This is a genomic window from Clostridium sp. 29_15, assembly GCF_001916075.1.
Classification (GTDB): Bacteria; Bacillota; Clostridia; order Clostridiales; family Clostridiaceae; genus Clostridium; species Clostridium lentum.
Genome location: NZ_MNRT01000041.1, coordinates 49,389 through 71,731, shown reverse-complemented (window position 1 = coordinate 71,731; position 22,343 = coordinate 49,389). Strand labels below are relative to the sequence as shown.

At 29.4% G+C, this 22,343-nt stretch carries 21 protein-coding genes; 19 read left to right on the top strand and 2 right to left on the bottom strand.

Going from position 1 to position 22,343, the window contains the following annotated elements; genetic code table 11:
- Nucleotides 1-29: 29 nt before the first annotated feature.
- Nucleotides 30-692 (bottom strand): hypothetical protein, encoded by a 663-nt coding sequence (locus BHW04_RS10455; RefSeq protein ID WP_302630950.1) that lies wholly within the window; start codon nucleotides 690-692, stop codon nucleotides 30-32.
- A gap of 215 nt (nucleotides 693-907) precedes the next feature.
- On the opposite strand from BHW04_RS10455, the gene BHW04_RS10450 reads away from it, so the two are divergent.
- The 18 genes from BHW04_RS10450 (at nucleotide 908) to ppdK (ending at nucleotide 19,968) form a co-directional block, all read left to right on the top strand.
- Entirely contained in the window at nucleotides 908-2,458 is a 1,551-nt protein-coding gene (locus tag BHW04_RS10450; protein ID WP_291661650.1) for a nitrite/sulfite reductase, read from the top strand.
- Between the two features lie 173 nt (nucleotides 2,459-2,631).
- A complete protein-coding gene (gene trmB, locus BHW04_RS10445) occupies nucleotides 2,632-3,291 on the top strand; it encodes a tRNA (guanosine(46)-N7)-methyltransferase TrmB (RefSeq protein ID WP_022167190.1) in 660 nt (219 codons plus the stop codon).
- 218 nt (nucleotides 3,292-3,509) lie between these two features.
- Nucleotides 3,510-4,670 carry an O-antigen ligase family protein gene (locus BHW04_RS10440; RefSeq protein WP_022212574.1) on the top strand — a complete coding sequence of 387 codons (1,161 nt, stop codon included), beginning with the start codon at nucleotides 3,510-3,512 and terminating at the stop codon, nucleotides 4,668-4,670.
- Nucleotides 4,671-4,862: 192 nt separating this feature from the next.
- Entirely contained in the window at nucleotides 4,863-5,804 is a 942-nt protein-coding gene (gene prmA, locus BHW04_RS10435) for a 50S ribosomal protein L11 methyltransferase (RefSeq protein ID WP_186834861.1), read from the top strand.
- Between the two features lie 19 nt (nucleotides 5,805-5,823).
- Nucleotides 5,824-6,588 (top strand): RsmE family RNA methyltransferase, encoded by a 765-nt coding sequence (locus tag BHW04_RS10430; protein ID WP_022212572.1) that lies wholly within the window; start codon nucleotides 5,824-5,826, stop codon nucleotides 6,586-6,588.
- Nucleotides 6,588-7,892 carry a tRNA (N(6)-L-threonylcarbamoyladenosine(37)-C(2))-methylthiotransferase MtaB gene (gene mtaB, locus BHW04_RS10425; RefSeq protein ID WP_186834860.1) on the top strand — a complete coding sequence of 435 codons (1,305 nt, stop codon included), beginning with the start codon at nucleotides 6,588-6,590 and terminating at the stop codon, nucleotides 7,890-7,892. The genes BHW04_RS10430 and mtaB overlap by 1 nt, the downstream gene beginning before the upstream one ends.
- A 130-nt stretch (nucleotides 7,893-8,022) precedes the next feature.
- Nucleotides 8,023-8,367 (top strand): histidine triad nucleotide-binding protein, encoded by a 345-nt coding sequence (locus BHW04_RS10420; RefSeq protein WP_022212570.1) that lies wholly within the window; start codon nucleotides 8,023-8,025, stop codon nucleotides 8,365-8,367.
- A gap of 120 nt (nucleotides 8,368-8,487) precedes the next feature.
- Nucleotides 8,488-8,664 carry a 30S ribosomal protein S21 gene (rpsU, locus tag BHW04_RS10415; RefSeq protein WP_003441547.1) on the top strand — a complete coding sequence of 59 codons (177 nt, stop codon included), beginning with the start codon at nucleotides 8,488-8,490 and terminating at the stop codon, nucleotides 8,662-8,664.
- Nucleotides 8,665-9,122: 458 nt separating this feature from the next.
- Nucleotides 9,123-9,401: a sporulation protein YqfC gene (yqfC, locus tag BHW04_RS10410; RefSeq protein WP_022212569.1), complete on the top strand. Its 279-nt coding sequence runs from the start codon at nucleotides 9,123-9,125 to the stop codon at nucleotides 9,399-9,401.
- 10 nt (nucleotides 9,402-9,411) lie between these two features.
- Nucleotides 9,412-10,545 (top strand): sporulation protein YqfD, encoded by a 1,134-nt coding sequence (gene yqfD / locus BHW04_RS10405; RefSeq protein WP_302630954.1) that lies wholly within the window; start codon nucleotides 9,412-9,414, stop codon nucleotides 10,543-10,545.
- 32 nt (nucleotides 10,546-10,577) lie between these two features.
- Nucleotides 10,578-12,611 carry an HD family phosphohydrolase gene (locus BHW04_RS10400; protein WP_302699571.1) on the top strand — a complete coding sequence of 678 codons (2,034 nt, stop codon included), beginning with the start codon at nucleotides 10,578-10,580 and terminating at the stop codon, nucleotides 12,609-12,611.
- Between the two features lie 81 nt (nucleotides 12,612-12,692).
- Entirely contained in the window at nucleotides 12,693-13,193 is a 501-nt protein-coding gene (ybeY, locus tag BHW04_RS10395) for an rRNA maturation RNase YbeY (RefSeq protein WP_302699569.1), read from the top strand.
- Nucleotides 13,194-13,219: 26 nt separating this feature from the next.
- Nucleotides 13,220-13,921 (top strand): diacylglycerol kinase, encoded by a 702-nt coding sequence (locus BHW04_RS10390; protein WP_186834858.1) that lies wholly within the window; start codon nucleotides 13,220-13,222, stop codon nucleotides 13,919-13,921.
- Between the two features lie 92 nt (nucleotides 13,922-14,013).
- Entirely contained in the window at nucleotides 14,014-14,904 is an 891-nt protein-coding gene (gene era / locus BHW04_RS10385; RefSeq protein ID WP_022212564.1) for a GTPase Era, read from the top strand.
- Nucleotides 14,905-14,920: 16 nt separating this feature from the next.
- Nucleotides 14,921-15,661: a DNA repair protein RecO gene (gene recO / locus BHW04_RS10380; protein ID WP_022212563.1), complete on the top strand. Its 741-nt coding sequence runs from the start codon at nucleotides 14,921-14,923 to the stop codon at nucleotides 15,659-15,661.
- A 5-nt stretch (nucleotides 15,662-15,666) separates the two neighbouring features.
- Nucleotides 15,667-16,278: a DUF4342 domain-containing protein gene (locus tag BHW04_RS10375; RefSeq protein ID WP_022212562.1), complete on the top strand. Its 612-nt coding sequence runs from the start codon at nucleotides 15,667-15,669 to the stop codon at nucleotides 16,276-16,278.
- A gap of 191 nt (nucleotides 16,279-16,469) precedes the next feature.
- Entirely contained in the window at nucleotides 16,470-17,108 is a 639-nt protein-coding gene (locus BHW04_RS10370; protein ID WP_022212561.1) for a helix-turn-helix transcriptional regulator, read from the top strand.
- A 229-nt stretch (nucleotides 17,109-17,337) separates the two neighbouring features.
- A complete protein-coding gene (ppdK, locus tag BHW04_RS10365) occupies nucleotides 17,338-19,968 on the top strand; it encodes a pyruvate, phosphate dikinase (protein WP_302699565.1) in 2,631 nt (876 codons plus the stop codon).
- A gap of 45 nt (nucleotides 19,969-20,013) precedes the next feature.
- Here the strand turns inward: ppdK and BHW04_RS10360 are convergent, their stop codons facing one another.
- Nucleotides 20,014-21,078 (bottom strand): CotS family spore coat protein, encoded by a 1,065-nt coding sequence (locus BHW04_RS10360; protein ID WP_022212559.1) that lies wholly within the window; start codon nucleotides 21,076-21,078, stop codon nucleotides 20,014-20,016.
- Nucleotides 21,079-21,227: 149 nt separating this feature from the next.
- On the opposite strand from BHW04_RS10360, the gene BHW04_RS10355 reads away from it, so the two are divergent.
- Nucleotides 21,228-22,256 (top strand): deoxyguanosinetriphosphate triphosphohydrolase, encoded by a 1,029-nt coding sequence (locus BHW04_RS10355; protein ID WP_186834856.1) that lies wholly within the window; start codon nucleotides 21,228-21,230, stop codon nucleotides 22,254-22,256.
- Nucleotides 22,257-22,343 lie beyond the last annotated feature (87 nt).

Below are 22,343 nucleotides of genomic sequence, written 5' to 3'. Positions count from 1 at the left end.
AGCCTGTTGTATTTAAAGCGACAGGCTGTTTATTTCGTTAATACATTTAAAACCTCCATGGCATGTTCTTTTCTTTCGGAGTTAACAATGATTGTAAGGATATTATCCTTGGAAGGAAAGTCAATCTCTTTAAGTAAATTTAAAGAATCTATTTTAATACCATATATACCTTCAGTATCATTTGAGTCAGAAGCTTTAACAAGCAGTTCTTCTGGAATATTTAAGTTTTCAAAACCATCTATAGTGGAGATATCTTCAAACATATCTTGTGATACTTGTGCATTGAAGTATTCTTCATTAACAATGGCAAGATCAATTTCTTTAGCAGCTATTTTTATAGCGATTTCTTCAGTAGGGGTTAATCTATATCCAGTATTTGAGTCACTCCAGATAGGATTAATAAGTATTGTTGACTTTTCAGGATTTTCAATAAGTAGATCATTAAGTGTATCCCTAAGGGAGTATAACTGATTTTCATCTATATAAGAATTATAATAAGTTATGGTACAGTAAGTAGATTTTTTAGTCATCATTGTATGAATGAAAGAAGCTAGTCCTACTATAGAAAGTAATGTAATAATTATATGAATTTTATAATATTCCCATATATAGCTATATTTTTCTTTGGGAGATAAAGCTTTGAATTTTTCTTTAATTGATATTTCAGAATCAAATTGTGTTTCTTTTTCCATATTATCCTCCTAATTTATGTATATGTTTACTTAAGTTAAGTTTATAGAAAAAAATTACAAAAATCAATGGAATTTATAAAATTTTTACTTCTTTAATATAATAAAAAATAAAAAAAATATTGTAGAAATATGAAAACAATATATAATATATTTTGAATATTTATTTAAATAAGAAGGCATAGTAAAGATAGAAAAGATTAGTATGAGGTGAAGCAATGGAAGAAATAAAAAAAGAGATATTATGTGAAATAGAGCCTTTTAAAGAAAATGGGTATGAATTTCTAAATAAGAATATGTCAAAAATGGATTTTAGATCAATATCATGCGGATTTGGAGTATATGCTCAAAGAAATCAAAAAGATTTTGTTATTAGACTTAGGACCTCTTCTGGAGTTATAGCCTTAGATCAATTAAAGAAAATATATGAATGGGCTAATAAATATGAAGTAGAATATTTACATTTTACAACACGCCAATCTATTCAATATCATGGATTGACTATAGATGATACATGTAGCTTAATGGAAGAGGCATTAAATTATAATATTTTTACAAGAGGTGCTGGAGGAAATTATCCAAGAAATGTAGCACTATCTCCTTTATCTGGAGTAGATAAAAATGAAGCATTTGATGTAACTCAATATGCTATAGCTTGTGATAATTATTTTATGAAGAGAATAACTTCATATAAATTACCAAGAAAAATAAAAGTAGCATTTTCTAACTCAGAAGAGGATACAGCATGTTGTACAGTTCAAGATTTAGGATTTATGGCTGTAAATAATGAAGGGAAAAAATGCTTTAGAGTATATGTAGGGGGAGGCCTAGGAAGAAATCCTAAAAAAGCGTTAGTTTATCCAGAATTAATAGATGCAAATGAAGTTTTATATTACGTTCAAGGAATGGTAGATTTCTTTATTTCAGAAGGTAATTATGAAAATAAGAGTAAAGCAAGAATTAGATATATAGTTGAAAAATTAGGTGAAGAAGGTTTTATAGAATGTTATAAGAAACATGTGGAAGCAGCTAAAGCTAAAGGTGGATTAAGTTTAGAGTGTGAAGAAATTAAAAATACAAAAAAAGGTATAAAAGTTGATATTATTGATAATAGATTAATTGAGCAAAAGCAAGAAGGGTTATATAGTGTATATTTACATCCAGTTGGAGGGCAAATAGCATTAGAAAATTTAAAAGAGATAATAATGATACTGGAAACATGTGAATCACCAGAGATAAGATTATCTAAAACAGAAGGAATATATTTTAGAAACCTTAATGGAGTTGAAGCTAAAGATCTTTTAGAAATTACTAAAGATATGGGTGGAGAAAGTGATTTCGAACAAAGTATTTCATGTATAGGTGTACCAACTTGCCAAATAGGAATTTGTGATAGTCAAGACACTTTAAGAGAAATGATTACTTATGTAAAAGAAAATAAAGGAGATACTAAGTATCTTCCAAAAGTATATATATCAGGATGTGGAAATTCTTGTGGTGCTCAAGAAATTGGAGCAATAGGTTTTGCTGGAAAGAAAAAAAGAGTAGATAATGAATTATTAGAATGTTTTGAGTTATTTGTTGATGGAAGTCATAAAGCAAATGAAGTTAGATTAGCTGAAAAATATGGAGAAATTTTAAAACGAGATATACCTAAATTTATGCTAGAACTATCTAATATTTTAAAAGAAAGTAATAAGAGTTTCAGAGAATATATAAGCGTTAAAAATGATGATTTTAAAGAACTAGTAGAAAAATATAATAGTTAGAATATATAGTATAAAGAAAGTTAGATTAATATTTCTATGTTTATAGAAGTATTTTATAAAGTCTAACTTTCTTTTGTTGTTGAAATAAGTCTATAAATCTGTATAATTAATTTATAGCAAGGAATAGTTAGAAGGAATTTATTGATTATAGATGGAAGTTGGAGTGAAAAAATATGAGAATGCGTAAAAAGCCTTGGGCTAGACCAGAATTAGAGGCATGTAAGTTCTTTATACAAAATCCAAGTGAGTATAAAGGAAGATGGAAAGAGTTTTTCGGCAATGATAAGCCTATATACATGGAATTAGGATGTGGAAAAGGAACATTCATGGCTGTTCATAGTTCAGAAAATCCTGATAAGAACTATATTACTATAGATATAAAAGATGAAGTTTTAGTGTTAGCTAAGAGAAATATTGAAGCAGCTTATGAGAAAAAGGGGCAAGAAATAGATAATGTTGCATTAATGTCACAAGAAATTGCTATAATTGATAACATGTTAGGTGACGGTGATGAAATAAGTAGAATATACATTAACTTCTGTAATCCATGGCCAAAAGATAGACATAAAAAAAGAAGACTTACTCATCCTAGACAAATTGAAAAATATAAAAAATTTTTAAAGGATGGTTCAGAAATCTGGTTTAAGACAGATGATGATGAGCTGTTTGATGAATCTTTAGAATACTTTAAAGAATGTAATTTGGAAACAAAATTTATCACAAGGGATTTACATAACAGTGGATTTGAAGGAAATGTAGTTACAGAGCATGAAAGAATGTTTACAGAGCAAGGGATAAAGACTAAATTCATAATTCTACAATATAATAAATAAAGAATAAAAAGGTTTAATTATAAATAAAATTGTAATTAAGCCTTTATTATTTTTTAGTAAAAATTAAAAACTATCTCTAAAATAATTATAGATTTACACTTAAAGGTTAATAATATTAATAAGTAAAAAGTAAATACCAAAAACAATAAGGAATTAAAGAATATTATTTGAAGGATTAATTAGCTGATTTCAAAAATAATATCTTAATGGTGGTTATTATGAATTTATTTGTTTTAATGGTAGTATTATCACCTTTTACAGCAGTTATACCTGGAATATATGGGATATATATCTTATATAAGAAAAAAGCAGAGGTGCTTAAAAACTATCTAACTGTAAGTTTGATGTTACTTTTTTTATGCTTTTTCCTTAGTGGGGTGGTGAATGCAAGCATTTTATCTGTATGTGGCTCTTTTTTACTATTAATCTATATAGGGATAGCCATATTAAGTCAGAAATATTTTGTAACTCAAAAGAGGGTGAATGATGTTTTAAGGTTATTATTAAAGCTATCATCCTTAACAGCTTTAATTGGTATTGTAGAAAAGATAGTATTTATTTTTAATGGGAAAGAAAATCATAGAATATTTAGTACATATGGAAATCCTAATATGACAGGTGCATGGTTTGGCAGTATGATACTAATAGCCATGTTTTTAAAAGATGGTCATAGTGATAAAACTGAAAATAAAAAGTTAAATCTTTTATTGGTACTTATGACTGTAGCGTTACTACTAACTGAATCAACAGGAGCTTTTATTGCTCTATTATCATCTATGGGAGCTTATTTTTTGGTGGATAAAAATAGAGAAACTAAGAAGAGTATAATAATGATTATGACCATTATATTTGTTATAGTATCATTTGTGTTTTTTCAAAGAAGAATTAATTCAATAACTGTAATAGATGAATTGAGAACATCTTTTAGTTCTCGTTATGATATTTGGTTTGGTTCAGCTGAAATGTTTTTAATAAAGCCGTTGTTAGGATGGGGAGCACTAGGAACATTAGAGCATGGAATTGACTTCATGTATAATAATGGCAATGTAATTCATTCACATAATATTTGGTTAACTTTTTTAGTTTCTGGTGGAATTTTAGCATTTAGTATATATATTTTTGTTAAAATTAAAATTTTTAAAGATTTGATGATAATATATATAAGATATGATCATTATGTATGTTTATTAACTGCTTTGAATATGATGGTTATAATTCAAGGACTAGTAGATTGTAGTGTTTATGCGCCTCAGTTAGGTATGTTGTTTATTGCTGCTAATTCAATACTGTTTAATATAGCAAATGGAAGGATAAAGGAAAATGATAAGATAGAGGAAGGAGAAATTGAAGATTGCAATAAGGATATGGTGGCAAACTAAAATAATTGATAAGTTAGTAATTGAAAATGAAAAATTAAGGAAGGGACTCTGATGAGTTCCTTTTATATTAGATTTTAAAATATAGATAATTATCCATTATCAAATTTCAATTAAATAGGGTGGACTTTATTTGTCATACCGTGTAAAATAAAGTATTAGTCATTATGTTAAAAAGAAGAAAGGATGATATAGATGAATGGCACTTGGGTAGAAGTTAGAGTTATAACAATAAGTGAAGCTTTAGAACCAATAGCAGGAATATTTTATGGATTAGATTGTAAGGGAGTTGCAATAGAAGACCCTAATGATATATTAGGAAGAGAGCAAGGACCTTTAACTTGGGATTTTGCTGATATTAATGTTTTAGAACATAGAGGAGAAGCAGCTGTAGTAAAAGGTTATTTCTCAGAAGAAGATAATGTTGAAGAGATAGTTACATATATAGAAGAAAAGGTTAATGAAATAAAAGAACTGGGAATAAACGTTGGTGAAGGAAAGGTTGAAAGTGAAGTTAAATATGAAAAAGATTGGGCTGACACTTGGAAACAATATTATAAACCAGTTTTAGTTGGAGAAAGAATAGTGGTTAAACCGATATGGGAAGAGTATGAGCCAAAGGGCAATGAATTAGTGGTTGAATTAGATCCAGGCATGGCATTTGGTACAGGAACTCACGAAACTACAAGAATGTGCATACAGGCATTAGAAAGATATGTAAATGAAGATGCTACAGTGTTTGATGTAGGATGTGGTTCAGGAATATTAACAATTGCAGCGGCTAAATTAGGAGCAAAATTATCAGTTGGGGTAGATTTAGATCCAGTAGCTGTTGAATCATCAAAGGAAAATGTAACATACAATAAATTAAACAACATAGAAATCTTAGAAGGAAACTTAGTGGAAGTAATAGATGGTAAAGCTGATGTTGTTGTTGCTAATATATTAGCAGAAATAATATGTATATTAACAGATGATGTTAAGAGAGTATTAAAGGATAATGGTATATTTATTACATCAGGAATAATTCACGATAGAGTGGAAATGGTATGTGAAAAACTAGAAGCTACTGGGTTTGAAGTTATAGAAAAGAACAGAGATGGAGAATGGAATTGTATAGTAGCTAAATTAAAATAGTTTATAGGAGCTAAGGAAAATGCATAAATTTTTTACACCTAAAGAATTAATAAGTGAAAATATAGCCAAAATAATAGGTGAAGATGTTAAGCATATTATTAAGGTTTTAAGGATAGAAGCAGGAGAAAAGGTTGTTTTGAACGATTGTCAAGGTACAGAATACCTTGCAGTGATAAGCTCTACTAGCAAACAAGAAGTTGAATTTGAAATACTTGAGAAGCTAGATGTAAACAATGAAAGTCCTGTTAAAATACACCTATATCAAGGGCTTCCAAAGGCTCAAAAGATGGATTTAATAGTACAAAAGGGAACAGAGCTAGGAATTAGTGATTTCATACCTGTAATAACTTTAAGAGTTGATGTAAAACTGAAAGGTGAATTTAAAAAACTAGATAGGCTTAATAGAATAGCATTAGAGGCAGCAAAGCAAAGTAAAAGAAGTATAGTGCCTAAGGTATTAGAACCTATAAGTTTTGATGAGGCATTAGAAAGTATGAAGGAGTTAGATTTAATAATTGTTCCTTATGAAAATGCAGAAGGGTTTGGCATAAAATCGTTGATTAATAAATTAAGAGAAGAAAATGCTACATTAAATGAAATTAGTGAAGTAGGAATATTTATTGGACCTGAAGGTGGAATTGAGGAAGATGAGATATTAAAATTGAAAGAAATAGGAGCTCATATAGTTACTTTAGGAAACAGAATTTTAAGAACGGAAACTGCTGGTTTTACGGCAGCTTCATTAATTCAATATGAGCTTGGAGATTTAGGAGGAATTATTTAATGAAAGTTGCATTTGCTACTTTAGGGTGCAGAGTTAATTTTTATGAGTCAGAAGCAATGGCTGAAAAATTTATTAGAGAGGGGTATGAAGTTGTAGACTTTGATACTTTTGCTGATGTATATGTAATAAACACTTGTACTGTTACAAATATGGGAGATAAAAAATCAAGACAAATTATAAGTAGAGCTAGAAGAAGCAATCCAGAGGCTATAATAGCTGCTGTAGGATGTTATTCACAAATGTCTCCTAAAGAAGTGTCAGCAATAGAAGGTGTTGATGTAGTCCTTGGAACACGTAATAAAGGAGATGTAGTTTATTATGTAAATAAGGCTAGAGAAGAAGGTGAGCCTCAAGTTCATGTAGAAGGCGTACTTAAAAATAAGAAGTTTGAAGATTTAAAGATAGAAGAATATCAAGATAAAACAAGAGCTTTCTTAAAAATACAAGATGGATGTAATAGATTCTGTACTTTCTGTACAATACCATATGCAAGAGGGTCTGTATGTTCAAAAGACCCAAATAAAGTTATAGAAGAAGTAAAAGAATTAGCAACTAATGGATTTAAAGAAGTTATTTTATCAGGTATACACACAGCATCATATGGTCTTGATTTAGAAGGTACAGTAAATCTTCTTACTATAATTGAAGACATTGAAGCTATTGATGGTATAGAAAGAATAAGAATAGGTTCATTAGAACCAGGATTCTTTAGTGAAGAAAATATTGAAAAAATCAAAGGTTTTAAGAAGTTATGCCCTCACTTCCACTTATCTCTTCAAAGTGGATGTAATACAGTGTTAAAGAGAATGAATAGAAGATACTCAGCTGAGGAATATAAAATGGCTGTAGAAAACATAAGAAAAGCGATACCATATGTATCGATTTCTACAGATGTAATTGTTGGATTCCCAGGAGAAACTGAAGAAGAATTTAATGAAACATATAAATTTTTACAAGATATTAAGTTGACAAAAACACATGTATTTAAATATAGTCCAAGAAAAGGTACAAAGGCAGCAGATATGCCTAATCAAATTGATGGAAGGACTAAAGATGAAAGAAGTAAGCTTTTAATTGAACTTAGTAACAAAAATGAACATGACTTTATTGAAAAGTTTGTAGGAAAAGAAATGGATATTTTAGTTGAAAAAGAATTAAAAGATAGACCTAATATATTTGAAGGGTATACGAAAAATTATATAAAAGTTGAGATTGATTGTATGGCAGCAGATATAACTGGTAAAATAGTAGATATAAAGATTGAAAAAGCAGAGGGAGAATATGCTATTGGAGATCTCTTATAGTTAAACACTGAATAACGCTACGATTATTAATTAGTGAAGTATTAATTTTAACTATGGAAGTGTTTAACTATCCAAAGGCTACTTAACTAATTACTATAACGTTTAATTATAAAGAAGGGTGGTGAAGTTTATGAGTGATTGTATTTTTTGTAAGATTATAAAAAGTGAAATACCTTCAAAAAAAATATATGAAGATGAAAAAGTATTAGCTTTTTATGATATTAGTCCAGAAGCGCCAGTTCATTTTTTAGTTATACCAAAAGAGCATATAGTAAGTGCTAATGATATAACAGAAAAAAATGCAGAAGTTGTTTCACATATATTTGTTGTTATTAATAAAATAGCAAGAGAGTTAAAAATTAATGAAACGGGCTATAGAATAGTAAATAACTGTGGAGAACAGGGTGGTCAGACTGTAGGACATATGCATTTCCATGTGTTAGGTGCAAGGGATATGAAGTGGCCACCAGGCTAATAAGAAAAATAAATTTTATTGACATTTTAAGTTAAACTATAGTATAATATAGTATGTGTTATTAAGCCTGTAGCTTTAGTTTGTCGGACTAAATTGAGCTAGCGGAGGGAGGGATAATAGATGTCAGAAATCAAAGTTGGAGAAAACGAAACACTTGAAAGCGCATTAAGAAGATTTAAGAGAAAATGTGCAAGAGCTGGAGTTCTTTCAGAAGTTAGAAAGAGAGAACACTATGAAAAACCAAGCGTTAAGAGAAAGAAGAAATCAGAAGCTGCGAGAAAGAGAAAGTTCAAGTAGGATTTATAAAACTATTTTTTGGTCTATATATTATGCTTAAGACAATGAGATTATTCATTAGAAAGAGAGAAGTAAGCAATGATTAAATATTTGCTAGACTTCAAAAAAGGAATGATAAAATATATTTATGTATATTTTATGAAGTGCCTTCCTCAGCATTTTAAAGAAGATAAATTTTACGGTCGTAAGAAGCTTAGCTACTTAAATTGGCAAAATAGCATAAAGCATAGATAAGCTTTTGTCATAAGTGAATTAGAGACTTATAGTTCATATAGATTATGTTTTAAATTAAATAGTTAGATAATAATGTTAAATATTTAAGGACTCAATTATATTGAGTCCTTTTTTTATGCAAAAATATGAATAATTTTTGCTAGATACTTTTTTATATAAATTGTGATTTTATTAGTTACATAAACATAAAGTACATTGAAGGAATATTATTTAGGAGAGGTCTCATGGAAGATAAGCTAAAAAAGAGAAAAAAGGTTTTAGTAGATAAATTGGAAATGCCTAAGGAAATTGTTTTAGATGTACCTAGGATTACTGTAATTGGGCGTAACGAAATAACTATTGAAAATCATAAGGGAATACTTATTTTTGAAAAGAATGAAATAAAAATAAAAACAAGTCTTGAGCCGTTAACGATAAAAGGAAATTCTTTTGAAATATTATATATAGCTACTTCTACTTTGATTATAAGTGGATATTTTGATTATATAGGGTATGGGGAGTGATGTTTAATATATGGAAGGGATAAAAAAAGGGAAAATAAAAGTTGAAATACTAGTAAAAGATATAGAGAAGATACTTAATATACTATGGCTTCAAAATATAGCAGTAAGTAAAGTTATAAAAGTAAATATAACTACCTTAAGGTTGGAAGTAGATTATATAAATTATGGTAGATTATGTGAGGTAGTACGTTCTGTTGGTGGTAAGGTAAGAGTATTAGAAGGAAAAGGGCTTATATTTTTACTAGGAAAGATGAAGAAGAGATATTCAATAGTAATAGCTGTTGTAGTGTTTTTTGCAATTATATATTTTTTATCAACGTATATATGGTCTATAGATATAACTGTAGGGAAGAATGTTACACCCTTTGAAATAAGAGAACAACTTAAGGAAATAGGAGTATCTCCAGGGGTAAGGAAAAGCTCTTTAGATGAAAAAGAAATAGAAAGGAAATTAGAAAGCTTAAATTCAGAAATTTTGTGGTTAAGGGTAAGGGTTGAAGGGTCAACATTAAAGGTTGTAATTACTGAAAAAGTAAATCCGCCAGTGAAAGATGAAGATAAATATGGTAACCTTGTGGCTGATATGGATGGTCAGATAAAGAGGATTTATACTTATTCAGGAAGAGCTGTTGTAAAAAATGATGATATAGTAAAAAAAGGTGCAGTAGTTATTGAAGGGATAGATGGTAATGAAGGTGGAGAATATGTAGTAAGACCAAGTGGTATGGTTATTGCTAATACATTTTATGAAAAGGAAATGAATATTAAAATATCAGGAGTTGAATATAAGAGAAGTGGAAACAAAGATTTAGATATTTATATAGAGCTTTTTGGTAAGAAAATATATCTTAAAAAATCTACAAAAGATTTTGAAAAGTATGATAAAATAGAAAAGAGTGGCAAAATATTTAATGAAGTGATATATTATGAAAGAGTAGCATCCACCATTGAAATTACTGAAAGTGAAGGCGTTAAATCGGTTTTAGATACTTTAGAAAAATCATTGTCTAAGGATTTAAAAAGGGATAGTAAAATTATAGATAAAATAGTCACAAAAGAAAGAATTGATGATGAATACTTAAACATAAAAGTCGTTTTTGTTGTAGAACAAAATATTGTAAGTGATGAGGTTGTAGAGTATTGAGGTTACTAAAGGATGAGAAGGTGATTTAAATGATGAAAAAACAAAATAATAGTAAAAGAAATTGGAAGAAGTTCTATATATTTTCTGCACTTATCTTTATTACTTATTTCATTTTATTAACTGCTGTAACTCCTAAAAAGTACAATTTAGTTAAGGGAGATATAGCAAGTGAAGATATTAAGGCTACAAGAGATATTGTAGATGAAGAGGCTACTGAAGTGAAAGAAAATGAAGCACGGGAATTAGTTCCTAAACAGTTTTCTTTAAAGACTGATGTAAAAATAGAAGCTTTTCAAAATATAACAAATTTTTTTAATAAATTAATTAATTTAAAAAGTAGTGAAGAGGATGAAACATTAAAAATAACGGCATTAAAGAAATTTGGAAGTTTTACACTTAGTGATACAGAATACAAAGCATTGCTAGGTTTGACAGTTGAAAAAGATACAGAGATTCAAAGAATAATGCTAAATATACTGGATACGGTATATGCAGATAGCATATCTGAAGACAATGATAAAGAATTAGAATCTGCTAAAGAAGTAGCAGAAGAAAAAATATTAGATACTGAGATCGATGCAAATATTAAATCTATTATGATTAAAATGATTAATAGCCAGATAAAGCCTAATTATGTAGAAGATACTGAAAAAAGAGAAGAATTAATTAAGGAAGCTCTTAAATCTGTAGAAAAGGTGATGATTAAAAAGAATCAGACAGTAGTTAAGGAAGGTGAGCCTATTACAGAAAGGCAAATAAAAATACTTACTGAATTAGGTCTAGTTGGAGATTATATGGGAAGAGGCTCACTGGTTACTTATATAATATTAGGAGTTTTAGTGATGACTGTTTTTGTGTTGGAGTATTTCATAATAAAGAAAGAAATAGCACAAAATTATAAGATGGCTATTTTAATTTTATTGCTTAATATAATAACACTTATATTATCTTTTGGTTTAAAGAGTTTATCGATTTTTATAATTCCTATTGCTTGTGTACCAATGATTATGGCAGTGCTGATAGATTATAGAATCTCTCTTTTAATAAATATAATAAATCTAATTTTGGTAAGTATCATAGTTGAATTCAATCCACAATTTATTCTTATGGCTTTATTAAGTATAATTGTTGCTGTAAGTACATTGAAAAGAGCTAATCAAAGAAATGACATATTATACTCAACGGTATATGTAGGAATAGTAGCAGCTATAGTAGTTTTTGCTACAGGAATGCTTTTATCAAGTGATATAACTGTAATATTAAAAAATGCAAGTTGTGTAGCTGTTAGTTCTGTTATTTCAGGAATTCTTGCTATAGGTATGCTACCATTTTTAGAATCAAGTTTCAATATAAATACTAATATGAGTTTGTTAGAACTGGCAAACCCTAATAGTCCGTTATTAAAGAGACTTTTGATGGAAGCACCAGGAACATATCACCATAGTATCATGGTAGCTAATCTGGCGGAAGTGGCAGCAGAAGAAATAAATGCTAATTCAGTAATTGTAAGAGTTGGAGCATATTATCATGATGTTGGAAAGATAGTAAGACCTCTTTTCTTTGGAGAAAATCAAATTGGTCAGGATAATCCTCATAATAGAATAAATCCTAATTTAAGTGCATCACTTATTATTTCTCACGTAAAAGATGGTGGGGAGTTAGCAGATGAATATAAACTACCTAAAGTTATAAAAGATATAATATTAGAGCATCATGGAACAACTATGGTGAAATATTTCTATTTTACAGCAAAGAAAAATGCAGATAATCCAGATGATGTTAAGGAAGAGGATTTTAGATATGAAGGACCAATTCCAAGTTCAAGGGAAGCTGGGATAGTAATGTTGGCAGATAGTGTTGAAGCAGCAGTACGTTCAATCAAAGAGCCTACTATTGAAAAAATAGAAGATATGGTTAATAATATCATTAATGATAAGTTGAATTCTCATCAATTAGATGACTGTGAACTAACTTTAAAAGATATTGCTACTATAAAGAAATGTTTTTTAAAAGTTTTAAACGGACTTTATCATAAAAGGATAGAGTATCCGAAGGAGGAAAAGTAGATGAGAAGGTGAAAGCCTTCTTATTTATTTATGATTTGTAAAATTAATCATTTTAGAAGTATACATAAAAGGAGTTTAAAAATGATTTATACTGATAATAGACAAGAAAAATTAAATGTTGATGAAGAATTTATTAATTCTTTAGAGAAAGTATGTGATTTTGTATTAAAAAAAGAGGAAGTAAATTGTAGGTATCAAATTTCATTACTATTTGTAGATAATGATGGGATTAGAGAAATAAATAGAGAAACAAGAAATATTGATAGAGCAACCGATGTGTTATCATTCCCTATGCTTGATTATCCAAACAAAAAGTTTTTTAAAGATGTTTATATGGATTACAAATTTGATGAAACTTTTTTAGATGGCGACGAATTAGTTTTAGGTGATATAGTTTTATCATTAGAAAGAGCGTTAGAACAAAGTCAGGAATATAATCATTCATATAAAAGGGAAGTATCATATTTAGTTGTACATTCAATATTACATCTTCTAGGATATGATCATATGGAGGAAGATGACAAATTAATTATGAGAAAAAGAGAAGAAGAGTTACTAGGAGAATTAAATATTTCAAGGTAGGTAATTTTTAGGGAGTTGAAGGATTAATGGGAATGAAGAAAATGCTGGAGAGTTTTAATCATGCAATAAATGGGATTGTTGATACTGCTAGAACACAGAGAAATATGAAAATTCATTTGGTGGCAGCAGTATTGGTACTAGGTGCATGTTTTTTCTTAGATATATCTAAGGGTGAGTTTTTAGCTTTAGCAATAACCATAACTATGGTTATTGTTGCTGAAATGATTAATACAGCTATTGAAGCAGTGGTTGATTTAAATACAAATTTCTATCATCCATTGTCAAAAGTAGCTAAGAATACAGCAGCAGGTGCAGTTCTAATTACTGCAATAAATGCAGTTTTAGTAGGTTACATAGTTTTTTGGGATAAGTTATCACAATTTTCTTATGAGATTGTCCATAAAGTAAAAAAATCTGAGCCATATATGATATTTATAGCTCTTGTGATTGTAATAATAACAACGGTGATAGTTAAAGCAATTTTTGGTGAAGGAACGCCACTTAAGGGAGGAATGCCAAGTGGGCATAGTGCATTAGCATTTTCACTATCTACAGCAATATCCCTTATAACAGAGAAACCTATATGCATAATTCTAGCTTATCTTATGGCTTTTATTACTGCCCAAAGTAGGGTAGATTCAGAAGTTCACTCTGTCTTTGAAGTAATAGTAGGTGGACTTTTAGGTATTTTACTGACATTATTAGTATTTACAATATTTAAGCTGTAATAAATTGAGGAAATAGTATATAATAAAGTTCAATAAAAGATGTATTAGCGTAAAAAATCTCAAGAGGAGACTTAAGTAAACAGGAGGAAATGATGTTTAAATCAGGATTTGTAACAATTGTAGGAAGACCAAATGTTGGGAAATCAACGTTAACAAATAAAATAATGGGTGAAAAATTATCTATAGTATCTAATAAACCACAAACTACTAGAAATAATATACAAACAATACTTACTGGGGAAGATTATCAAATAGTATTTGTTGATACTCCAGGTATACATAAACCTAAACATAAATTAGGTGAGTATATGGTTAATTCAGCAAAGGATTCCATTAAAGAAGTGGACTTAGTTTTATTCCTTATTAATCCATGTGATGAAATTGGTAAAGGTGATAAATTTATCATTGAAGCATTAAAATCACAAAATGCTCCAGTATTTTTAGTTGTGAATAAGGTTGATGAAAATACTCATGAAAGAGTAGCAAAAACACTTGATATGTATTCAAAAGAATATGATTTTAAAGAAATAATACCGATATCAGCTTTAAGAGGAAAAAATGTTGATACTTTAGTGGAGCTTATGGTTCAGAATCTTCCAGAAGGTCCACAATTCTATCCAGAAGATATGATAACAGATGTACAAGAAAGATTTATAGTTTCAGAAATAGTAAGAGAAAAAGCATTAAGAAATTTAAGAGACGAAGTACCACATGGTATAGCTGTAGATATAATACAAATGAAGCAAAATGAAAAAGGAACATATCATATAGAAGTAGACTTAATATGTGAAAAAACATCACATAAAGGAATAATAATAGGTAAAAATGGAGCAGTACTAAAGAAAATTGGTGAAACTGCAAGATATGAAATAGAAAAACTTTTAAATGCAAAGGTAAACTTAAAAATATGGGTTAAGGTTAGAAAAGAGTGGAGAGATAATAATTTACTACTTAAGGAATTAGGATATAAGAAATTAAAATAATAGGGGATGGACAGTTTTGGCACTGGTAAAAACTAAGGGAGTCATTATAAAAGTACAAGATTACAAGGAAAATGATAAACTGCTATGGATGTATACAGAGGAGTTAGGTAAGGTAACTTGTATAGCTAAAGGTGCAAAGAGAAGTAAAAGCCAGCTTTTATCAGTTACACTACCTCTATGTTTTGGTGAATATCTGTTATTTAAAGGCAAGAATTTATATAATCTTCAGGAAGGAAAAATAATAAATTCATTCCAAGGGTTATTGAATAATCTGGAAAAGTTAACATATTCATCTTATTTATGTGAACTAATTGATATATGTGTAGAAAGTGATGAAACAAATGCTACACTATTTAAAGAATTTATGGTCTGTCTTTATTTATTAAATACAGATGTACTAGATTATGAGCTACTGGTAAGAGCATTTGAACTAAGGCTCTTAGAAGCAACAGGATATAACTTAGAGTTAGATAAATGTTGTATTTGTAAAAATAAGATAGCAGTAGCTGATTATATATCATTATCACATTATGGTGGAGTTTGTGATGAATGCAATAAAGAATATGGTTTTTTTATCAGCAAACCTGCATATAATGCATTGAGATTTTTAAAGAATACACCAATGGATAAAGTATATAGGCTAAACGTAAATAATGAAATAAAAAAGCAGATGGAAAGAGTGGTTACTAATATAATTGCTAATAATTACTCTAAAAGACCAAAGAGCTTGGAAATGTTAAGTTATATAAAGGAGTGATAGGTATGGAAATAACACTTGAAAAAGTTGATCAGGTAAGGGAAAGGACAGGAGTATCTTATGCTAAGGCAAAAGAAACATTAGAGCATACTAAAGGCGATGTTTTAGATGCAATTATTCTTTTAGAAGATGAAATGAAAAATGAAAATTCCTCTAATGATAAAATGGCAGGAAATAATACTACAGAAACTATTGAAGAATTTAAGGTATGGCTTAAAGAACTTATTAACAAGGGAAATATATCTAGAATAAGAGTATCAAAGGATGAAAAGGTATTAGTTGATGTTCCAGTAAATGCAGGAATTGCAGCTGGTATAATCAGTATCATAATTCCGCCAATCTTAGCTTTTGTAGTAGTGGCTGCGGTGGTAACGCAAGTTACTATTGAAATAACAAAGAGTGATGGAAATGTAGAAGTCGTAAACAAATACATTACCAAGACTGTTAATGATGTAAAAGAAAAAGCAGCAGACTTAACAGAAAAAGTAAAAGAAAAATTTGAAGATATTAATGTAGATATAGGCAGTAGTACTTCAAAAAATAAGGATACAGACCTAGGTGAAAATACGTTTACTTACACTGTTAAATTTGAAGATATAGATGATAAAAAAGAATAGCGAAGAAAATAAAAGAAAAATAGAGATATTTCATTTGAAATAATGATAAACTATATGTATTCAGATAATTTGATTGAATTTTCAGAAAAATCAGCATAGAAAAAAAAAGATAAAATGTTATAATTATACTGTAAATATGAAAATATAAAAGTTATCTGAATATTTCTATTTGTTTAGAAAGAGGGATTAATTTGAAATTTTCACAAAGACAAGAGGAAATAATAAAGTTAGTCAAAGAGGGACAGCCTATAACTAGTGAAAATTTAGCCGAAAAACTAGGTGTTACTAGGGCAGCTTTAAGAGCAGATTTGGCTATACTAACAATGACAGGGACTTTAGATGCAAGACCTAAAGTAGGATATGTTTATTTAGGACGAAAAACCAATGGAGATGTCTTGGAAAACCTACTAAAAATAAGAGCAGGAGACGTAATGTCAAAGCCTGTAACCGTTAATGAAAATACTATGGTTTACGATGCGATAGTATATTTATTTTTAAACGATGTAGGAACTTTATTTGTAGAAAATAATGATGCTTTAGTTGGAGCAGTGTCTAGAAAGGATTTCTTAAAGATAGCTATTGGTGGCACTGATATTCATAAGGTACCTGTAGGTGTAATAATGACAAGAATGCCTAACATAATATGTGGTAGCAGGGACGATAGTGCAATAATTCTAGCTAAAAAAATAATAGAACATGAAATAGACAGTATACCAATTGTTGAAAAGGTAAAAAGTGATGATGGTTCTAGGGAAGTAATTAAGATAGTTGGTAAGATGTCAAAGACAAATATTACAAAACTATTTGCAGGATTAGGGGAAGAGAACTAAGGTTAATAAAATTAACTGCAAAAGAAAAGGGTTTATATCATACGTAGGATAAGAGCTATTTAATAGTGGCTTTTAGCTAATTTAAATACTTATAAATAGGTTATTTATAAGTATTTATTATTACTCTCAAAATAAAGGCTTATGAAAGCTTTTATACTTAAGTGCGCTACGGAGCTAAGCTTCGATAGTATATACATTTATAGATTAAAATGATCGGAGGAGTATTGAGATGAATAATAAAAAGTATGTTTACCTTTTCAAAGAGGGAAATGAAACAATGAGGAACCTACTTGGAGGTAAAGGAGCAAACTTAGCAGAAATGACCATATTAGGAATTCCTGTTCCACAAGGATTCATTGTTACAACTGAGGCTTGCAATAAATATTATAATGATGGAAAAGTAATTTCAGAAGAAGTTCTTGAACAAATTCAAAATCATATTGCAAAATTAGAAGAAATAACAGGTAAAAAATTTGGAAGTTTAGAAAATCCACTATTAGTATCTGTAAGGTCAGGTGCAAGAGTTTCTATGCCAGGAATGATGGATACTATTTTAAATCTTGGCTTGAATGATGAAGCAGTGGAAGTGGTAGCAAAGCAAACAAATAACCCAAGGTTTGCTTACGACTCATATAGGCGTTTTGTGCAAATGTTTTCAGATGTTGTAATGGGTGTTGAAAAAAGGCTATTTGAAAATATCATTGATGAAATGAAAGAGGCGAGAGGTGTTCATTATGATACTGAATTAACAGCAGATGATTTGAAGGAATTGGTAGTTAAATTTAAGGATTTATATAAAAAGGAAATGAAAAAAGATTTCCCACAAGATCCTAAGGAACAATTAGTTGAAGCTATAACTGCTGTATTTAGATCATGGGATAATCCAAGAGCAATAGTTTATAGAAGACTTAATGATATTCCAGGGGAATGGGGAACAGCAGTTAATGTTCAAGAGATGGTATTTGGTAATAAGGGAGATACTTCTGGAACAGGTGTTGCTTTTTCAAGAAATCCAGCTACAGGTGAAAAAGGAATATATGGTGAATATTTAATGAATGCACAAGGAGAAGATGTTGTTGCAGGTATTAGAACACCACTTTCAATCACTAAATTAAATGAGCAAAATCCAGCTTTGTATAAACAGTTTATTGATATAGTTAATAAACTTGAAAATCATTATAAAGATATGCAGGATATGGAATTTACCATTGAAGAAGGAAAGTTATTCTTCTTGCAAACAAGAAATGGTAAGAGAACAGCTCAAGCAGCCTTGAAGATTGCTGTTGACTTAGTTTCAGAAGGTATGTTAAGTAAAGAAGAAGCTATTTTAAAGGTGGAACCAAAACAATTAGATTCACTTTTACATCCAACCTTTGAAGCTTCAGCACTTAAAAATACTAAGGAAATAGCTAAGGGATTACCAGCTTCACCAGGTGCTGCTTGTGGAAAGATAGCTTTCACAGCAGAAGAAGCAAAGGAAAGAGCAGAGAAAGGTGAAAAGGTAGTTTTAGTAAGGCTTGAAACTTCACCAGAAGATATCGAAGGTATGATAGCTGCTGAAGGTATTTTAACAGTTCGTGGAGGAATGACATCACATGCTGCTGTTGTTGCTAGAGGTATGGGTACTTGTTGTGTAGCTGGATGTGGAGAATTAAAAGTAGATGAAGAAAAGAGAACTTTAGAAGTTGGAGGTAAGGTATATACTGACAAGGATTATATTTCTATTGATGGGTCAACTGGTAATATTTATGGAGAAGCAATTAAGACTGTTACTCCAGAAATATCAGGATATTTTGCAACATTTATGTCTTGGGCAGATGAGATAAGAAAGCTTCAAGTTAGGACTAATGCTGATACTCCAAGGGATACAAAGCAAGCTGTTGAATTTGGTGCAGAAGGTATTGGATTATGTAGGACTGAGCATATGTTCTTTGATGAAGATAGAATTATGCCAATGAGAGAAATGATTGTTGCTAAAACAGAAGAAGAAAGAAGAAGAGCACTTGGAAAACTTCTTCCAATGCAAAAAGGAGATTTTAAGGCCATGTATGAAGCTTTGGAAGGAAGACCAGCAACTATTAGATTCTTAGATCCACCACTACATGAATTTGTTCCTCATAGTGATGAAGAAATCAGAGAACTTGCAGGACAGATGTCATTAGATTTCGATGAATTAAAAGCTACTGTGGAGGGATTACATGAATTCAATCCTATGCTTGGTCATAGAGGATGTAGATTAGCTGTAACTTATCCAGAAATAGCTGAAATGCAAACTAGAGCTGTAATAGAAGCTGCTATAGAAGTTAAGAATGAAAAAGGGTATGATATAGTACCAGAAATAATGATTCCATTAGTTGGTGAAGTTAAAGAGTTGAAGTTTGTTAAAGATATTGTTGATAGTACTGCTAAGGCTGTAATGAATGAAAAGGGTGTTACATTAGAATATCACGTAGGTACAATGATTGAAATACCTAGAGCTGCATTAACAGCTGATGAGATTGCTAAAGAAGCTGAGTTTTTCTCATTTGGTACTAATGATTTGACTCAAATGACTTTTGGTTTTTCAAGAGATGATGCAGGTAAGTTCTTAAATGATTATTATGAAAGAAAGATTTATGAACAAGATCCATTTGCTAAATTAGATCAGGTTGGTGTAGGTCAACTTGTTAAGATGGCAGCAGAAAAAGGAAGAGCTACAAGACCAAGTATTAAATTAGGTATTTGTGGTGAACATGGAGGAGACCCATCTTCAGTTGAATTCTGTCATAATGTTGGTTTAGATTATGTATCATGCTCACCATTTAGAGTACCTCTAGCAAGACTTGCTGCTGCACAAGCTCAAGTTAAAAATCCTAGATAATTAATAAAGAGACTATATTAGAAATGATATAGTCTCTTATTAATTTTATAAAATATTTATGGAATATTTATCTTTTAAAATTCGAACAAGTCTATAGATAAAATCTAATTGAGTTTCACTTCTTTCTAAGCCTTTCTCAAGCAATGTGCAAAAGGAAATAGGATTACATTTCTTGATATTGTTATAGTAATCTCTTGAGATTTTCCAAAATTTTTGAGGAAAAGCAATATAAGCTAAAATATATTTAAAATCAGATTCAGTTAAAGAATTATTTTCTAAGTATGAATCAATAACTTTTAAAGTAAGATAAGTGCTCCAGTTAGAAGATGGACGTTTTAATAATCTTCTTAAGAAATAGGCGATATCATGTGAGCAATAATCATAAGAACATTTATCAAAATCTATTATCCATATACAATCTTTATTAATTATTATATTTTTATTTACATAGTCACCATGGCAAAGCGAGGTGGATAAATCATCTTTATCCATAGATGAAGTAAAAGAAAGGGCAAGTTTGGCAAGTTCTAAATTGTAGTCTAAATTTTTCAGAAATATTTTAGAAAACTTATCCTGATAATTATTAGCTAAATTAGCACATTTCAAAATTGAATTTAAATGTTTAGTTAGTGTAAGGTGGTAATCATCTAAAGATTGTCTTTTGACACTGCCAAAAATTGGAGTGAAATTCTTACTTGTTTTATGTATTTTGCCAAGAGTTTTAGATGATAAATAAAGATGATTAATATTATCAAAATCACACTTGTCTCCTTCTACCCAATAAGTTAAAATAAATAACATGTTATTATATATAACAAACCTATTACCATTATTTGCAGGGAGAAGTTTTGGGACTTTAATACCGTTTCTATATAGCCATTCCATAGCAGAATACACAAATAAAAGATTTGCTTCATCATAATAAACCTTTTTTATACAATAGCAATTATTATTATAATTTATCTTAAATACAGCCCGTTGCTTAGTGGTATCTTTGATTTTAACAGTATTTATATCAGCATTATATATAGAATATTTAGGTAAAATATTATTTTTAATAGTATCAATTGTCAAAAGTTCATCTATTGAAGAATTTTCTGAATTTATCATATTAAAACTCCTTCATCAATATTCATTATAATAATATTAGAATTATATTGGAAATATACATATACATTCATTAGGATGTATATATTATTTATATAATAATAGAGGAATTTTGAGATACTTATAGAATAAATTACTTTGAGGTGAGTTAAATGATAATACGTGAAAAAATAGAAAAGTTTGAGGACTTGACATTAATAAGAGAAGCAACTTTCAGTAAAAATAGTTCTGGAAGAAAGGTAACAGAAGAAAGTGACAACGTTAGAACTTGTTTTATGGTCGATCGTGATAGAATAATTCACTCAAAGTCTTTTAGAAGGTTAAAGCATAAAACTCAAGTATATATAAAGACCTTTGGAGATCATTATAGAACTAGGCTTACGCATACACTAGAAGTTTCACAGGTTGCAAGAACTATAGGAGTTGGTATTGGTCTTAATGAAAACTTGATAGAAGCCATTGCTTTAGGACATGATTTAGGGCATGTAGCATTTGCTCATAATGGAGAAGAAGTGTTAAATGCTTTTTTAGATGAAGGGTTCAGGCACAACGAACAAAGTGTAAGAGTAGTGGAGAGATTAGAGAATGATGGAAGAGGTCTTAATTTGACAGAAGAAGTTATCGATGGAATACTTCATCATAGCGGGCTGGGGGAAAGTACCTCAGAAGCAAAGACTTTAGAAGGTCGTATAGTTAGGTATAGTGATAAAATAGCCTATTTAAATCATGATATTGATGACTCTATTAGAGCAGGACTTTTAACTGAGGAATCTTTGCCCAAAGAAATAATACGCGTATTAGGAAATAGCCGTTCAGAAAGAATAGATACTTTAGTAAATGATATTATTAAAGAGACAATCAAGAATATTGGTGATGGTAAATATGGTGTAGCTCAAAGCAAAGAAGTTAAAGAAGCTATGATTGAATTAAGAAAATTTATGTTTAAAAATATATATTTAGGTGCACATTTAAAAGAAGAGAGAAATAAAGCTAAATTTGTATTAGAGCAGTTAGTTAATTACTATGTTAAAAACTCTAATGAACTGCCAGATGTATATAAAAAAATAGAAGAGAGTGAAGGAACTAAAAGAGCTGTAGCAGATTATATTGCAGGAATGAGTGATGATTATTGCTTAGCAACCTTTAATAAAATTTATGTACCTAAGTTTGTAATTTTTTAGAAAAATCAGTTTAAAATAGAGTTTTAGGGTAGAATATATGTTATAAAATATAGTTTTATAAGTATTTATGATTAAAAAATCATAATA

Excerpts from the sequence above, each read along its gene's own strand:
- yqfD (WP_302630954.1), top strand. The coding sequence starts at position 9,412 with ATGGAAGGGATAAAAAAAGGGAAAATAAAAGTTGAAATACTAGTAAAA.
- ybeY (WP_302699569.1), top strand. The coding sequence starts at position 12,693 with ATGATTTATACTGATAATAGACAAGAAAAATTAAATGTTGATGAAGAA.
- BHW04_RS10455 (WP_302630950.1), bottom strand. The coding sequence starts at position 692 with ATGGAAAAAGAAACACAATTTGATTCTGAAATATCAATTAAAGAAAAA.
- BHW04_RS10430 (WP_022212572.1), top strand. The coding sequence starts at position 5,824 with ATGCATAAATTTTTTACACCTAAAGAATTAATAAGTGAAAATATAGCC.
- era (WP_022212564.1), top strand. The coding sequence starts at position 14,014 with ATGTTTAAATCAGGATTTGTAACAATTGTAGGAAGACCAAATGTTGGG.
- yqfC (WP_022212569.1), top strand. The coding sequence starts at position 9,123 with ATGGAAGATAAGCTAAAAAAGAGAAAAAAGGTTTTAGTAGATAAATTG.
- BHW04_RS10390 (WP_186834858.1), top strand. The coding sequence starts at position 13,220 with ATGGGAATGAAGAAAATGCTGGAGAGTTTTAATCATGCAATAAATGGG.
- rpsU (WP_003441547.1), top strand. The coding sequence starts at position 8,488 with ATGTCAGAAATCAAAGTTGGAGAAAACGAAACACTTGAAAGCGCATTA.
- BHW04_RS10375 (WP_022212562.1), top strand. The coding sequence starts at position 15,667 with ATGGAAATAACACTTGAAAAAGTTGATCAGGTAAGGGAAAGGACAGGA.
- mtaB (WP_186834860.1), top strand. The coding sequence starts at position 6,588 with ATGAAAGTTGCATTTGCTACTTTAGGGTGCAGAGTTAATTTTTATGAG.
- prmA (WP_186834861.1), top strand. The coding sequence starts at position 4,863 with ATGAATGGCACTTGGGTAGAAGTTAGAGTTATAACAATAAGTGAAGCT.
- BHW04_RS10420 (WP_022212570.1), top strand. The coding sequence starts at position 8,023 with ATGAGTGATTGTATTTTTTGTAAGATTATAAAAAGTGAAATACCTTCA.
- BHW04_RS10450 (WP_291661650.1), top strand. The coding sequence starts at position 908 with ATGGAAGAAATAAAAAAAGAGATATTATGTGAAATAGAGCCTTTTAAA.
- BHW04_RS10355 (WP_186834856.1), top strand. The coding sequence starts at position 21,228 with ATGATAATACGTGAAAAAATAGAAAAGTTTGAGGACTTGACATTAATA.
- ppdK (WP_302699565.1), top strand. The coding sequence starts at position 17,338 with ATGAATAATAAAAAGTATGTTTACCTTTTCAAAGAGGGAAATGAAACA.
- BHW04_RS10440 (WP_022212574.1), top strand. The coding sequence starts at position 3,510 with ATGAATTTATTTGTTTTAATGGTAGTATTATCACCTTTTACAGCAGTT.
- BHW04_RS10360 (WP_022212559.1), bottom strand. The coding sequence starts at position 21,078 with ATGATAAATTCAGAAAATTCTTCAATAGATGAACTTTTGACAATTGAT.
- trmB (WP_022167190.1), top strand. The coding sequence starts at position 2,632 with ATGAGAATGCGTAAAAAGCCTTGGGCTAGACCAGAATTAGAGGCATGT.
- BHW04_RS10400 (WP_302699571.1), top strand. The coding sequence starts at position 10,578 with ATGAAAAAACAAAATAATAGTAAAAGAAATTGGAAGAAGTTCTATATA.